The sequence below is a fragment of the Mesorhizobium escarrei genome, from assembly GCF_935825525.1.
Taxonomy (GTDB): domain Bacteria; phylum Pseudomonadota; class Alphaproteobacteria; order Rhizobiales; family Rhizobiaceae; genus Mesorhizobium; species Mesorhizobium escarrei.
The window spans coordinates 92651-106693 of sequence record NZ_CAKXZT010000152.1 but is presented as its reverse complement, the minus strand read 5'-3'; the positions used below and the strand labels follow the sequence as shown (position 1 = coordinate 106693).

14 protein-coding genes and 1 tRNA gene are annotated in these 14043 nt (G+C 60.4%); 8 read left to right on the top strand and 7 right to left on the bottom strand.

The features are described 5' to 3' along the window. The first annotated feature begins 74 nt into the window (after positions 1-74). The 7 genes from NMG80_RS27755 (at position 75) to NMG80_RS37465 (ending at position 7258) form a co-directional block, all read left to right on the top strand. The gene (locus tag NMG80_RS27755) at positions 75-1349 is read left to right on the top strand and encodes a tyrosine-type recombinase/integrase (protein ID WP_254021057.1); all 1275 of its coding nucleotides are present in this window, start codon (positions 75-77) and stop codon (positions 1347-1349) included. 344 nt (positions 1350-1693) lie between these two features. Further along, positions 1694-1978, top strand: a complete 285-nt coding sequence (locus NMG80_RS27750) for a hypothetical protein (protein WP_254021056.1) — start codon at positions 1694-1696, stop codon at positions 1976-1978. A gap of 209 nt (positions 1979-2187) precedes the next feature. Beyond that, positions 2188-2580, top strand: coding sequence for a hypothetical protein (locus tag NMG80_RS27745; RefSeq protein ID WP_254021055.1), 393 nt, complete (start codon positions 2188-2190; stop codon positions 2578-2580). Next, entirely contained in the window at positions 2577-2789 is a 213-nt protein-coding gene (locus NMG80_RS27740; protein ID WP_254021054.1) for a hypothetical protein, read from the top strand. Before NMG80_RS27745 ends, NMG80_RS27740 begins: the two co-directional genes overlap by 4 nt. Then, positions 2779-5715, top strand: a complete 2937-nt coding sequence (locus NMG80_RS27735; RefSeq protein ID WP_254021053.1) for a DNA primase family protein — start codon at positions 2779-2781, stop codon at positions 5713-5715. Before NMG80_RS27740 ends, NMG80_RS27735 begins: the two co-directional genes overlap by 11 nt. A 442-nt stretch (positions 5716-6157) precedes the next feature. Further along, positions 6158-6577, top strand: coding sequence for a helix-turn-helix domain-containing protein (locus NMG80_RS37470; protein WP_367186018.1), 420 nt, complete (start codon positions 6158-6160; stop codon positions 6575-6577). 402 nt (positions 6578-6979) lie between these two features. Further along, positions 6980-7258: a DUF6884 domain-containing protein gene (locus tag NMG80_RS37465; protein WP_367186017.1), complete on the top strand. Its 279-nt coding sequence runs from the start codon at positions 6980-6982 to the stop codon at positions 7256-7258. Here NMG80_RS37465 and NMG80_RS27730 read toward each other — a convergent pair. The 7 genes from NMG80_RS27730 to NMG80_RS27700 form a co-directional block, all read right to left on the bottom strand. Then, positions 7242-7442, bottom strand: coding sequence for a hypothetical protein (locus NMG80_RS27730; protein ID WP_436798696.1), 201 nt, complete (start codon positions 7440-7442; stop codon positions 7242-7244). The genes NMG80_RS37465 and NMG80_RS27730 overlap by 17 nt on opposite strands. Continuing rightward, positions 7442-7780, bottom strand: a complete 339-nt coding sequence (locus tag NMG80_RS27725; protein WP_254021150.1) for a site-specific integrase — start codon at positions 7778-7780, stop codon at positions 7442-7444. Before NMG80_RS27725 ends, NMG80_RS27730 begins: the two co-directional genes overlap by 1 nt. Before the next feature lie 246 nt (positions 7781-8026). Next, positions 8027-8836 carry a class I SAM-dependent methyltransferase gene (locus NMG80_RS27720; protein WP_254021051.1) on the bottom strand — a complete coding sequence of 270 codons (810 nt, stop codon included), beginning with the start codon at positions 8834-8836 and terminating at the stop codon, positions 8027-8029. Between the two features lie 555 nt (positions 8837-9391). Further along, on the bottom strand, positions 9392-10069 hold the full coding sequence (locus tag NMG80_RS27715) for a hypothetical protein (RefSeq protein ID WP_254021050.1): 678 nt from the start codon (positions 10067-10069) through the stop codon (positions 9392-9394). Positions 10070-10266: 197 nt separating this feature from the next. Continuing rightward, positions 10267-10827, bottom strand: a complete 561-nt coding sequence (locus tag NMG80_RS27710) for a hypothetical protein (protein WP_254021049.1) — start codon at positions 10825-10827, stop codon at positions 10267-10269. A 372-nt stretch (positions 10828-11199) separates the two neighbouring features. Then, positions 11200-12171, bottom strand: a complete 972-nt coding sequence (locus NMG80_RS27705; protein WP_254021048.1) for an AlbA family DNA-binding domain-containing protein — start codon at positions 12169-12171, stop codon at positions 11200-11202. A 128-nt stretch (positions 12172-12299) separates the two neighbouring features. Next, a tRNA-Ser gene (locus tag NMG80_RS27700) sits at positions 12300-12389 on the bottom strand. Between the two features lie 409 nt (positions 12390-12798). On the opposite strand from NMG80_RS27700, the gene NMG80_RS27695 reads away from it, so the two are divergent. Further along, positions 12799-14025, top strand: coding sequence for a septal ring lytic transglycosylase RlpA family protein (locus NMG80_RS27695; protein ID WP_254021047.1), 1227 nt, complete (start codon positions 12799-12801; stop codon positions 14023-14025). The last annotated feature ends 18 nt before the right edge of the window (positions 14026-14043 follow it).

The window sequence follows — 14043 nt, the reverse complement described above, 5'->3', positions numbered from 1 at the left end:
CCGATAACGTTCAAGGGGTTTTTGCAAAGTCCCGCAACAAGTTGTACGTAAATTTGTTCGCAGGGAAAACTCGAATGCAAATCAACCGCCTGTCCGTCGCTGCCGTCAACGCCAAGACCAAGCCCGGCCTACACGCCGACGGTGGCGGACTTTACCTCCAGATTGCCAAGGGCGGCTCGAAGTCGTGGATTTTCCGCTATATGCTTGCCGGCAAGCCGCGCAAGATGGGCCTGGGTTCGGTCCACACGGTGTCACTCAAGCTGGCGCGCGAGCGCGCCGCAGAGCAGCGCCTCAAGCTCCTCGATGCAGACGACCCAATTGAAAAACGCAAGGCCGAACGGCTGGAGAAGCTGGCAGCGTCCGCAACCGTCCTGACCTTCAAGGAAGCGTCGGAGCGCTACATCAAGGCCCATGCCGCCGGCTGGAAGAATGCCAAGCACGGCGACCAGTGGAAGAGCACACTCGAAACCTACGCGTGGCCTGTCGTCGGCGCTCTGCATGTTGCGAAAGTTGAGGACGGCCACATAAGCCAGATACTTGACCCTATCTGGGCCACGAAAAACGAGACCGCCAGCCGTCTCCGGGGTAGGATCGAAAGCATTCTCGATTGGGCGCGCGTGAAGGGCTTCCGCCCGAAGCACAGCGACAATCCCGCGCGGTGGAAGGGCCACCTAGACAAGCTGCTGCCGAAGCCGTCAAAGGTGAAGAAGGTCAGGCGCCGGCCCGCGTTGCCCTACACCGCGCTTCCCGGCTTCATGGAGAAGCTTCGCGGCATGAGCAGCATATCGGCCAGGGCTTTGGAGTTCACGATCCTGACCGCCGCTCGCACTCAGGCCATCACTGGCGCGACGCTGGAGGAGATCGACTTTGAGGCAAAGCTCTGGACCGTTCCCGGCTCACGCCAAGGAACGAAGCTCAATGACGACAATCGCGAGCATCGCGTTCCGCTCTGCGACCGGGCGATTGAGATATTGCAAACGACGCCACGCGAGAAGAACAACCCGCACCTGTTCACTGGCGGCAATCCCGGCAAGGGACTGAGCACCGCCGCAATGGCGGAACTGCTAAAAGGCTTCGACCTGCCATCTGACACGCCGGGGCGCCAGCCCGTGGTTCACGGCTTCCGCAGCTCGTTCCGAGACTGGGCTGCAGAGCAGACCGCGTACCCGAACGAAATGCTCGAGATGGCGTTGGCACATATCGTCAGCGACCAGACCGAAGCCGCGTACAGGCGCGGCGATCTAATGGAAAAGCGGCGCCGGCTGATGAAGGACTGGGCCGAATTCTGCAGCTCGGCGAAACCGGCTGCGGCGGACAACGTCACGTCGATCAGGGCTAGCGTGCTGTAATGCGCGACGACAACTGGACAGTTTTCGTGATCGCGGTCCTCTCCTTGGCTGCTCCACAGCGGTTTCGGTCTCTTCTAAACCCAAACGCACGGTAAAATGGGGCGCGCCAGGCGAAGCACGGCCGTCATCAGGAGGCGACGGCGCGGGCCTCGTAGCGTTTCCGGCGTAGATGGGAGGCGACGCGGCAGCTGTCGCTGCAGAAGCGGGCGGTGATCATCTTTCCACGCTTTAACCCACCGCCGACGTGCATGGTTGCCCCACAATTCGCGCATTTGCGCCGTGTAGGGGGTGCCGCGCGGCTTTCCCCGAACTTGCTCCACATGTCATACTTCAGCAGGGCGAGCATGGACGGCAATTCGGTGACCCAAAGCGCACCCGGCTTCGGTCGCAGCACGGCGCGAGTTGTCAGCTTGCCGCCCAGCGCCCGCAGAACGCCCTCGCTGTCGTCGCTCGAGCTGGTAGTCCACGAGCGCAGCAATGTCGCTGATGTAGCCGTCAGCAATGACTTGGGCGAGCGTTTGCCGTCGGTCGTCGGTCGGCAACATACCTGCCGATTGGTCGATCGGGCCGAACACCTTCATGAAGCTGCAAAGGTCATCAATGGTCTGAATGCTGCGAAGCCAGGCTGACGCCGCCGCTATCCGCGAGCGAGCGCGACGCCGCAATCGCAGCATTCGCCGATATAAAGCGCCGGCAGCGGGCTGTGCAGCTGCTTGCCGACGATTACGGCTATCCACGCGGTTGGTACCGCTCGCACGGCAGTTTCTGTCTCGGCCAGCTGGAGCGGCGGTCGAACCACACCCGGAGAGGCGAGTACGCGTGGGCCGACCAACACCCTTTGCTCGACCACGTGTTCTATTATCGTGTCGGCAGGCGCCCGGCTGCTATCGTATCGCACCCCTACCATGTCGACGAGCGGGCCGTCGCCGAGCTTAGGCAGAGGTATCTGCTCAACGTCGTGGTCGACGACTACCCGTCGTGGCGGAACCCAGGCTGGACAAGAACGCTCGTCATCACGCCCGACGAGGAGCGCATCGCCGAGCTTGGCGCCGAAGCTGAGCGCCTGAGGGCGCTACACGGCAAAGGGTCGATTCAGAAATGGCGCGACCACCTGCAGGGGCGAAAGCCCCTGTATCTTCGAGGACGCGCCGGTTGGCCGTTCCCGGCCCCCGGCTTCGGCTCCAAGGGCGTGCCCGACCCGGCGTATGGCCAGCTCCGGGGTGTGTCATGAGCAGCGGGTTCTTCCAAACGCACGGTCCGCGCCTTGCCGAGCTGGGCTACGATCTGGTGCCGATCAAGATCGGTCCGGTCAGCGTCTGTAGTGGCATCTGCAAACATGCATCGGGGCGCTTCAGCGATAGCGAAATCGGCGAGGCCTGGGCGCAGAGCCTGAAGTGGCCCGGCCTACAGATCACAGAGAGAGTATATCATGACGAATAAGCTCATCCGCGTCAGCGGCTGCAGATATGATAACCCGGTCGGCAAGCGGATCGAGCGCGCGCCTGATGGCTCAATCGCGAAAACGGCGCTGTTAGACGAGCGCAGCAAGAAGGCCGAGGTGTTCAACGAGGAGCACGCTTCGGCCACTGAGGCGTTCGCTCACCGCCGGTCTGCCGACGCCCGCACGATGTTCTTCACCGGGACGTTCGCGCCCGGCCTGACTGACGTCGTTATGGTCCCGAAGGGCTTGGTGACGGAGGCGCGCGAGCGTTTCGGTCCCGACGGTGGGTCGGTTGTGGCCGCCACGAAGGAGTATCTAGCCTTCCGTGAAGGGCCGGGCCTCCTGACGATCGACATCGACCGCAAGGACCGCAAAGAACTCGCCGCCGTCTACCCCGACGCGGAGCCGTTCCGTTTCATGACGTTTGAAGAGGTCGAGCAGGCGATCGGCGAGGTTCTCCCTGAAGCGAACGGCTGCCCGCTCATGATCTGCGCGAGCGCGTCCAGCATGATCGTCGACGCGGTGACCGGCGAGCTGGTGAAAGGCCCTGGCGGCTGGCGCGTTTGCATCCCGGTCGACAACGCCCGTGAAGTTCCGCGCATCCTCAACGTTATGCATCTTCGGTGCTGGGCTCGCGGACTGTTCCGATATGCCTTCCTATCGGACGGCGGGGCGATCCTGGACCGGAGCCTCGCCGATCAAGCGATGGGACGTCCGACGCAGCCGGATTATCCTCGCGCCGATCTGGGGCAAGTGCTGAAGAGGGCGAGCGACGCAGACGCCGAATTCGACGTTGACGGGCCTTATATGACCGCCGCGTCGGTGACGATCAGCGACGAGGAACGCGAGATCGCCGCCGCGAACATAGAGAAGGCTCGGCAGCTGCTCGCCCCTGATAGGAAGAAGCTTGTCTCGAGGCGTGTACGCGAGCACACGGCTGATCTGGTGGCTAAGGGCGTGCCGAAGGACGCGGCCGAGCGGAGCGCGGCGAAGCGCTTTGAGGCGGGCGTGCTGCTCGGTTCGGATGCCATCGCGCTCGACGACGGCGAGGTGGTCTCCGTTGCCTCGCTGTTGGACGACGAAGACATGAAATACGACGGGCGGGTCTGCTTCGACCCCGTCGAACCAGGCTATGACGGCGGGCGTCCAGTCGGCATGATGTTCCTGAACGACGGTGTCAGGCCCGTGGTCGTTAGCTTTGCGCACGGCGAGAAGGTCTACCACCTGCGGCACGACAATGAGACCGCTAAGGCGGCGATGAACGCGGCGGGAGACCGCGCCGAGGTATTCAATCGCATCCTGGCCCTGTCAGACCTCGAACCGGTTGAGCATTCGCAGCGCGAGAAGCAGGCGGTGAAGGCCCTGGGTCTCGGCAACGAGAAGAAATCGCTAAGGGCGGGCGTGGCACGGTTCCGGGCGTGGACGGCGGACCACGAGCATGAGGGGGACGGGGAGGAAGCTGCCCAAGTTGTGCTATACCCGCCCTACGAGCCGTTCAAGGTCGCGCAGCAATATGTGGATGCGCACTGCACCTACAAAGGCGACGCCGCGCAGCTGACCCTGCTTCAGTGGCGCGGCTCGTGGTGGGCATGGAAGGCGTCGAACTGGGCCGAGCTCAGCGAAGCGGCCCTCGAAAAGGACCTGTACGCGTTCACGAACAACGCGGTGCACGCTGTCCCTTTGAAGCCGCCGGCGCCGTGGATGCCCGACCGCCACAAGATCGCCAGCCTCAAGCACGCGCTGCAGGCGGTCTTGCTCGTCAAGGATGAGGTGGAAATGCCTTATTGGACGGACGGGCGCAAGACCGGCACGCTGGTTGCCTGCGCCAACGGCCTACTCGACATCCGGGCACGCGAGCTGATGCCGCACTCGCCGCTCTACTTCAACGTGGTGCACACGCCTATCGTTTATGACCCGTCGGCCATGTGCCCGCAGTTCGGGGACTTCGAGCGGTCGCTATGGCCGCTCGACGACGAAACGCCGCGGACCTTGCGGCAGATGCTCGGCTACCTGGTTTCCGGGCGCACCGACCTGCAGAGCGTCTTCGGCCTGATCGGCGCCAAGCGCGGCGGTAAGGGCACTATCGCGTGGTTGGCTGCCCAGCTTCTCGGCGCGAGCGCCGAGCCGTTGACGCAGGCCGATCTCGGCGACAAGTTTGGGATGGAGCATCTGATAGGCAAGTCGGTGGCGATCATCGCGGACACGCGCACGGCGGGCAAGAACACGCAGATAGTGGTCGAGCGGCTGCTGTCGATCAGCGGCGAAGATGCAGTGCCCGTGCACCGCAAGAACAAGATGGCCTGGCGCGGGCGCATGACCGCGCGCATCATGTGGCTGTCGAACGAAGTCCCATTTATGGGCGACGCCTCGATGGCGGTCGCTTCGCGCTTCATTCTGCTGATGTTCACGGAAACGTTCGCTGGTCGCGAGGATCGTGGGCTCAAGGATAAGTTGAGTGCGGAGCTGCCAGGCATCTTGAACGCCGCCCTCGACGGCTTGGCCGATCTCGAAAAGGAAGGGCGCTTCACGCAGTCGACGGCGGCACGTGAAGGGGTCGAAAAGATCGTCGACATGTCGTCGGCGGAACACACGTTCGTCGAGGAGTTGTGTGAGATGCGCGCGGGTTACCGCGTCGAGAAGCTGCGTCTCTACAAGCGCTACCAGCAGTGGCGGCAGGAGAGGGGTTACAAGGTCGTCGACCTTTCTGTGTTCGCACGCAACCTGTTCGCGGCGTTCCCCGGTCAAATTGGCAGGGCACGCACGCGCAGAGGCGATGACCGCGAGCAGTGTTTCTCGGGCATCAAGCTGCTCGACACTGCCTACGCCACGAAGGAAGAGAAGGCGCGTTCGCGCGTGGTTTGGATGTGGTCGAAACGCCGTCAAACCCTGATCAGGAAACGCCGCGACCCCTGGTCGGGGGTGTGAGAAAACCCCGACCCGAGCGAGAAACCGTCTGTGGCGATGTTCCGCCACTTACGTCTGAACCGTGATGACGCGTGACCAGGTCGGGGGTGGTCAGCGTTATGCCTGGGGTCCAAATTCGGCTCAAACCCTTATGCCGCAAGGACCGGTCAGTGGTGGTCAGGGGTCTTATAACTTACTACCCCGTAGAGGAGAGAATATATTATGGATGTTTTAGATATATTATCTTTTCTAGTAAGCGAGCGAGTTGGATTAACCCCTGACCCCTGTTCGGGATACCCCCAACGCCTCCCCACCGCCGCCTGACTATGCCGACCGAGCTCGAACGTCTCGTGGAAGTAATGGAAGCCAAGGCGGCGGAGACAAAGGCGCCGGTGGCGAAGCCACGACGCCCGAACCACGAGGAGGCTACGATTGTGGGTCGAAAAGCTCGAGCGGTTGCTGCATGAAGGCAAGGATGATGATGACGCCTAAAGGAGATCGTTATATCAAATACATGACGACCACGCAGCCAGCGCCAGCGGACACGCCAACACAAGCGCCGAAAACGGACCGTTATGTCTATAGATTTTTGACGGCCCCTAAAAAAGGCGGCCGACCACCGACATACCGCTCCGAAGCGGCCGCCGCCCTTGCCGAACAAGGTGCCACGCTGGCCGAGATCGCCGCCGAGCTGAAATGCACGGTGCGAACCGTGTCCCGGTGGCGCCTGAATTATGCGGAATTCCGGGAAGCCCTCGACCTTGGCCGCCACAAGAAAAGCGATCGGACAGACCGACGCGCAGTTGGCGCGTGCTGCCATCGCGCAGCGAGAGCGCGACCGCCTTGCCGCTGCCAAGGCAGCCGGCGAGGCAGCTGCCCGTGAGGAGCTCAGGCAACTGGAGCAAATGCTAGAAGGCGCGGTTGCCACCGCCAAGCCTCCTGCCGAACCCGCCAGACCCGTCCGAGCGGTTCCCGGCGCCCCAGAGCCCGCTGACCGCGCCAACGCGGCTGGCGAGGCCTCGAGGCGCAATGCCGAATCCGCGCCGCCCGTAGCCGCCCGCCCGAGCCCGAAGAGCCGCAAGGGCGGCAGGACGGCGGTGGCGAGGCAATGCGCCTCGATGACCCCCGGTCGGACTGGTAGCGTTTTTTTATTTTGGGCCTCAAATCGGCCCGAGGCGGAGCATCTTTCCGCCACTAAGCCTTGATTTCCCCCGCAAAACAAACGCCTCTTGCGTCCTACGTACATATGTGCGCACAATAGGAAAATATTCCCGGAGCCTGCACCATGCCCCGTCAAGCCCGACAGCAGCTCCGCCAACCAGCCCACATGCAAACCGGATGTCGATTTCACTGGCGCAGTAGTTCTGATCTCTGCGTGAAATCGAAACTTTCGCACGAAGCAGCGGCTCGTGATCTGTACACATCCCCTCTATTTACTGGCGCTCGCGGTTTGGCGGAAGGCAATCGAGTGCGATGGTATGTGCTGTCAGCGCTGTATGGCTTGGTCGCGCCACAAGCCGTCGTCGCCCCCTATCTAAGGAAATCAATCACTTCGCCACTTTGAGCGGCGCACTCCCCGGGTTTTCCCCGGATGCTGCTTTTTTGAGCGGCGACGGCACGGGCAGCAAATCAGCCTTCCGAGCCTCTTCCGACACCACCACATGCTCGTAGCGGGCGGCCGACTTTTCGTCCTTCCAGCGCCCGGTTCCAACCAGGCCGCGCGTATCAAGCCCGGCATAGCCCCGCATCACGTCGCCCATGTGTGGCAGAGAATGTGGAAGGAGACGAAAGCCAGGTCTGGTCCGGCGGCTTCCTTTGCCTTCGCCATGAGCGTATAGAGCCGGCCGCATTTGCGGAACCGGAACACCTTCTGCTTTCCCCGATCGAGCCCGCGCGGATGGTTGGCGAGCTGCGCGACCAGGTAGGGCGGCAGATGCACGCCGCGCGGATCGTCGTTCTTGGTCTGCTCGATATAGGCGAATGCCTCGCCCAGGATCAGCCGGTCGCAAGTCAGCCGCAGGCCTTCGTTGAGCCGGCAGCCGGTGTAACAGAGGAAGACCAGGAAGATGCCGAGCTCAGCGTCGATATCGGCCGCGGCGGCGAACAGGCGGAAGGCCTGATCGGGTTGCAGCCAGTCCGTACGTTTGCGGCCTCGCCAGCCCTTCGGACGCCTGATCTTGAAGTCGATGCCGGCGTGCTTTTGCCCGGGCTACTGGCGCAGTGACATGTCGTGGACCGACGGTGAAATTCAGCCCTATGGATGGATGATCGAACTACTTCGAGACGAGGTCGAGCGGTCGCAACAGCGTGATCTAAGGGTCGCCGCATTGGGCTAGATGTCTGATTGGTGTGCGTTGTTCCTGGTCCACTTCGCTAAGTAGAAAATTGTCTCCTCAAGCTCATGGTGGGAACCCGTTGCGGCGCGCCACGCACTTAGCGCTTTTTGTACTAACCTGAGCTTTATAGAGCCGGCACTGATGGGCCGACTGAGCACCCTAATCACGTCGAATCCCCCATACGCGAGCTGCTCTTTGACCTGGCCGACGGTGTACTCGGTAACATGATACTTGGACATGAAGACGATCTTTCGACCGAGTATTGCGCGCACCAGATTCGCCGTTCGATATCGGCTAGGCGTGGAAATGATCACCGAGCCGCCTGGCTTGAGAACATCCTTCATGCGTAGAAGCAGGCCGATTGGGTCTGTCACATGCTCCCAGAGGTTGTTGCACACAACGACATCGAACTTACCCTTTGGATAGGGGGACTTCACCGCATCGGCTACCGAGAAGGATATGTCCGGATACGCAAGGTGCGCCTTGCGAATGGCGGAAAGCGAATAGTCCAGTCCATGGACTTCGGCCTTTGGAAACTGCCGCTTGATTTCGGCGGTTATGTGCCCCTCGCCGCAGCCCACATCGAGGATGCGATCAAGGTGCCCCAATCCACGCAATAGATCCAAAGTGAGATCGAATCGCCGCTGGTGGAAAGAACTTCTGGTGTGGGTAGTTTCCACTGAATAGGGGTCGCCGCCGGCATATTCGTCGCTGTCTGAAAGTTCCTTCTCCGATAAATACACTGGGAAGGGGTAGACATTCGCCGGCTGCCGCGGCGATGCGTTCTCTGTCTCGTCGTTCGCCATTGTGCCCCTCTCCAGGCCGCCTCTTCTGCCGCGACCCTTAACGCCGCCCTTCCCGAACCTCAGCCCTGGTGGCGGTATTAACCGCGGTTCAAATATAGATGTTATTTTCTTCGGCTGCTACGCCCAGGTTAGCCAACTATCGCGCGCCCGTGAGGTTCGACGTCAACCACGGCACAAACACGACCGCCAGGATAAAGGCGACCAGCAAGCCCAGGCCGACAACCCGGGTTTTCATCTTTTGATCAGAGTTCCTCATCGGTCGTAGCAGATACCTGAATCCGGTCCGGCGAACAACTTCGGCCATCGGCAGCTGGACTCCCCAAAATAAGGAATGACACATGGACCTGTCCTTGTACTTTTCAGACCTTCTCGGGTAAGGGAAGGCCGGCGCCTGCTTAGGGGGTGTTGGGGTAAATTGCCTTTTTGGGCCCGGCCGGGGATTGGGGTCCGCCGCACGAACAAGCTAACAGAGGTTGGGCGTGGTCGGAGGTACGCGATCACGGAAATCCCGCGCTCCCGCCGGTTTCGTCGATCGATCCACAAGAAAAGGTCGCTCTACGGAAGCACTTTAATATAGAAACCAGAGCGCAACTCCGAGTTGCCGACAACGTAGACGCGGTGAAACGTTGTCGGTTCGGCAGCCGCACTCAGATCGGGCTCGATCAGCTTCCAGCGATCAGCCGGAAGCGTCCTAAGAGGAGCATCGATCACCAAGTCAAAACCAGCGTAACGGCTATGAGTTTTCTTGCTCAGGCAGGACTTGATAGCCGCGCCAATGCTGCTGAGTGCAGCCTCAGTCGTGTACATAGCGCGTTTTCCGGCAAGCTTCGCCTCAAACTCTTTCTGGGGCGCTTCGTCTGACAAGCCCAAATAGCCGCGACCACTCCCAGTCTCGTTCAGTTCCTTGGCCAAAGCAACGCGCTCTCGGGCCTTGGCAAGCGTCACTTCGATCCCGCGCACCTCGCCGTCATTAGTCCGAATCCAGCAATCGGGCGTGCTGTTGTCGAACGGAAAGCGAAGAGATCCTTTGAAGCCGATCTCACGAAGGTACTTCATCGCAGGCACAACTTCATCGGAGAGTTTCTTGAACGGAATTTGCCTGGCACGGAATCGCTGAACTTCCTGCGCAGTGCGATCGCCAGCAAAATATCCATGGACCAGCGCGTCAGCGGTTTCGAAGTCGGTCCAGTCCGACAGCACTTTGTAAATCGTATCCAGCTTTGATTCTGACATCGTAAGAATATCGCTCGAAAGGCATCGCCCCAGCAAGGGCGGCTTGACGATTGAGCAAGTGGCCGGCACCGGCCCCGCTAACAGCGCGGTCAGGCAAGGGCCGCGACCGCCGCGCGCCGGCCATCAGTAGGCAGGCGGCCATGCCGACCACGTCGCGCTGCCTATGCGCCAGAGGCGGTTGGCGGCGATGTAGAGCGTCATTCTGCGTGCCGGGTCACGCGGCCGGTCTTTAGGCCTTTGGCCGAGTACCACCTTGTTGGCTTGTCAGCCTGTATTTCCTCTAGCACGCCCACATAGGTGTCCAGGCCGATCACGAGCATTCGCTTCAGCGTGTTTCGATGGGAGAAGACGGCAAATCCAGGAGATGTTGACGCCTTTTCCTCATCGCCAAAAAGCCAGATAAACCCGTCGCTGTGAATGATCTCGCTCGAAAGGTCATTGAAAGAAATTCGGATTTCCTTGGGGTCGGAGATGTCGAAGTGATCTTTTACGTCCAAAAGGCCAAGCATTGGCTCTAGGAAAATCTCTTCACCTCCTCGTGTTGATTCATGGGAGATAACCGTCGTGAAGCGCGATTTGAGCTTATCGGTTACCGCAACATCTTCTATCAGCTTCCGGACGATGAAGGCCGAGTAGAAAATCGGTCGTTCGGCACAGAAGATTTCTTCATACTCCGCGTCAGGCCGGATGCGGATTGCACGAATCTCATCGGCAAATCGTGCGAGTTCGACTTTCCATAGCTCATCGTGGAACTGCATCCAGATACACCCCGCTGTTTAAGAGGAACTGGTGCCCTAAGTCAGCATCAGTCGCAAGCCGCCCGGTCTTCAAAGCCGAGCGGCGTTGACGATTTCAGCGAATGAGAGCATCGACTTGATCGCTAGGTAGGCTCAGACGCTCTACCAGAGCCGCTGCGACGCGCTCAATCATTTCCCGATGTTGGATGACCGCCAAACGGGCCTTTGCTCCCAGGCGGGTCTCATGAAATGCCAAGAAGACTGCCCCTGGAGTGCGCCCCGCTTGCCTCAGGGTGGCGGGCTACCGTGTGTCTGGCGCTTTATACTCAACAGCATGGCCCAGTGCAGTGCTTACGATGTCGATTGTTGCGACCGCTGCCTCACGGTGGTGGGCTATTGCGGTATGAGCGGATAAAGACGAATTTCAGTCTCTTCTTTCTGCGACATCATATCTTGCGCACCAATTCGGTATTTGAACGCAAGATAGGCCATATTCGGCTCGCGGTTCCCTATCGATAATAGTTTTCTTCCTTCATCAAAAGCAGCTTCGAACTGCAAAGCGTCGATCTGACGCGTCGAGCCAGGATGAATGACGTATTCGGCATTTCCGTAAGCTGTGACTTTGTTCCCTTCGTTCATCCTAATCACCGATGGCAAGCGGTCGTCGCTCCAGCCGAATTGAATTCCCTCCAAATCGCTAATCGTGAGGGAGGGGAAAAAAGCAGTCATCGAGGACACGTTATCGAGCCAAAGACGGATGCGGAAGTGGAGGCTCAAGCCTACTCCCATGAACTGGTACACGTCTGTTCTGAGCTTAAGCTTGGGAACTGCTCTTCTACGAAACGCGTCCTCTATGTCGTAGTGTTCCATTGGGTAGCTGGCGCTGCCCGATCGCTTAAAGTATCGCCCGGTCATTTGGCACATATGCGGCCGACGCTCAGACCTAGGGACGTCAATCACCAAGTATCCCAAAGATTCGTCAGCATGAGATGGAAACCCGGCAACTCGAACGCCGTCGTTTTTGGGCTGCAACAAATCGCCAACGGCCGAGTTCAAAGCACTGAGAGCCGCCTTCCAGTTGGGGAGCGGTTCAAGGGAGTTCGCACAATCGAGACCATCAGTGGTGTTTCTGCGACAGTCAACCCCGATCACCACCACCCCTCCGGCGGAGTTGCTGAAGGCCGAAAGTGCCTTGGCAATACTAGTTCGGCCCTCTCTGGTTAGTTGGGCCTGGGCATTGAAGGCTGCGCCGGGTTTGCCACGGCCGGAAACCTTGAAGTCAAGCCTAAGCCCCTCTTCGATCTCAAGAAGGGTAGCCTCATGAAGGAATGGTTCCTTGCCAGAAATGATCTCGTCAAATTCCAATAGCTCACCCGTGCTGCGCTCAAGGGGCGACCCGCCGATAGTGGCAGGAAGCCCCCGGAAAGCAGCGTACGTCAATTTGTGCGTTTTTCTGCTGAAATGACAATTTCTGTAGCCAAATCAACGGCAACTGGCGGAGGGAGTGGGATTCGAACCCACGGTGGGCTTGCACCCACGCCGGTTTTCAAGACCGGTGCCTTAAACCGCTCGGCCATCCCTCCATCGTGATTTTTCAACCACTTGGATGCTCGTCCTGATCTCAACGCGTACCCTGTGGGGCACGCCTCGGAGATCGTTCGCGCTTCATTGCTCTAGTGCGCCCAACGAAGTCCTGTCAACCGGCTGTTGCCGGTTCCTGCCAAGGGCAGGGCACGGGCGCTTGACGGCGGGGCTCGAGCAGGACGAGCAGCGCTGCGGCGAAGGTCGAAACGCCGTGATTTTTCACAGTGATCGCCGGGGCGGCTCGTGCCACAATCTCGCCCGGTTCGGACCATAATCGGTTAATACGGTGATAAACAATTCCTGTGCACAAGGGATTGCGAATCAAGGTGGCGCTGGCGTTGTCGGGTAGGTTTTAGCCCTGCCGACGGTCAAGTTGCGGTGCCTTTGTTGAGAGGGGACAATCGAAAAATGCAGAGCACGACGCGCCCGCGTCTTCGTCGCGCTTCCGCTTTCGCGTTGTGTGCCCTGTCGGCTGCCTTGCTGGCGGCTTGCGCTGCGCCGCCACAGCCCAAGGCAATGGTCAACAAGAAGCCTCGCTCCAAGGAATATTTTGCTGAATCCGTGTATGGCGTAAAAGCCAGCCCGCGCGTTACATTCAAACTGTCGGGCCTGCAGCGTGGCGGCGGACGCGATCAGCTCGGCAAGCCCTATCAAGTGCGCGGCAAGTGGTATTATCCGAAGGAAGACAAGCGCTATGCCAAGAAGGGTCTCGCATCCTGGTATGGCGAGGCCTTCCACGGCAGGCTGACCGCAAACGGCGAAGTCTACGACATGACGCATCTGACCGGCGCGCATCCGACAATGCCGTTGCCGAGCTATGCGCGCGTCACCAATCTGAAGACCGGCAGTTCGGTCATCGTGCGCGTCAACGATCGCGGTCCTTACCATGACGGGCGCATCATCGATGTGTCGAAGCGCGCCGCCGAAATGCTCGACTATGCCAATATCGGCACGGCCAAGGTGAAGGTCGAATATGTCGGACGGGCGCCGCTTCACGGCAATGACGAGCAATATCTGATGGCCTCTTACCATCCCGGCAACAGGGCGCCGGATCCGTCGGACGGACTGCCCACCGGTGTCATGATCGCCATGAATGGGCCATCGCCGAGCACGGGGTTGGCCGCCGCTCCCTTTCCCGGTCAGTTGACGAATTCGCCATCAGCACAGCCTGTCGTGGCGGCGCAGACGCCGGCCGCTGGCAGCGTGACGCTGCCCGATTTCGGGCCGATCGTGCCGGAACGGCCGCAGATCAATCTGCCGCCGCAATCGCCGTTCGCCGTAGCGACGCTGTCCTACGCCAACGAACCCGTGCAGCGCGCCTCCGTTGTCTTTGCCGCGCTCGATGGCGCCGGCATGTCGCCTGCCGAAATCCTTCAATCGTGGAAGCGGCAAGGTCCTTCGGCCGCTTCACCCACCGACTATATCGCGGCGGGCTCGTTCGAGGATGCCGCCGAGGCGCAGCAGGTGGCAACCCAGCTTTCCGGCTTCGGCAAGACCGAAATCCAGCGCTCGGAATTCGAGGGCAAGGACTGGTATTCGGTCAATCTCTATCCGGACGGCCATGGCAGCCTGGACGACATGCTGCAGGCGGCATGGTCGCATGGCGCACCGGACGCGCTCGTGGTTCGGAATTGACCGGCAAAACCTGGAGTT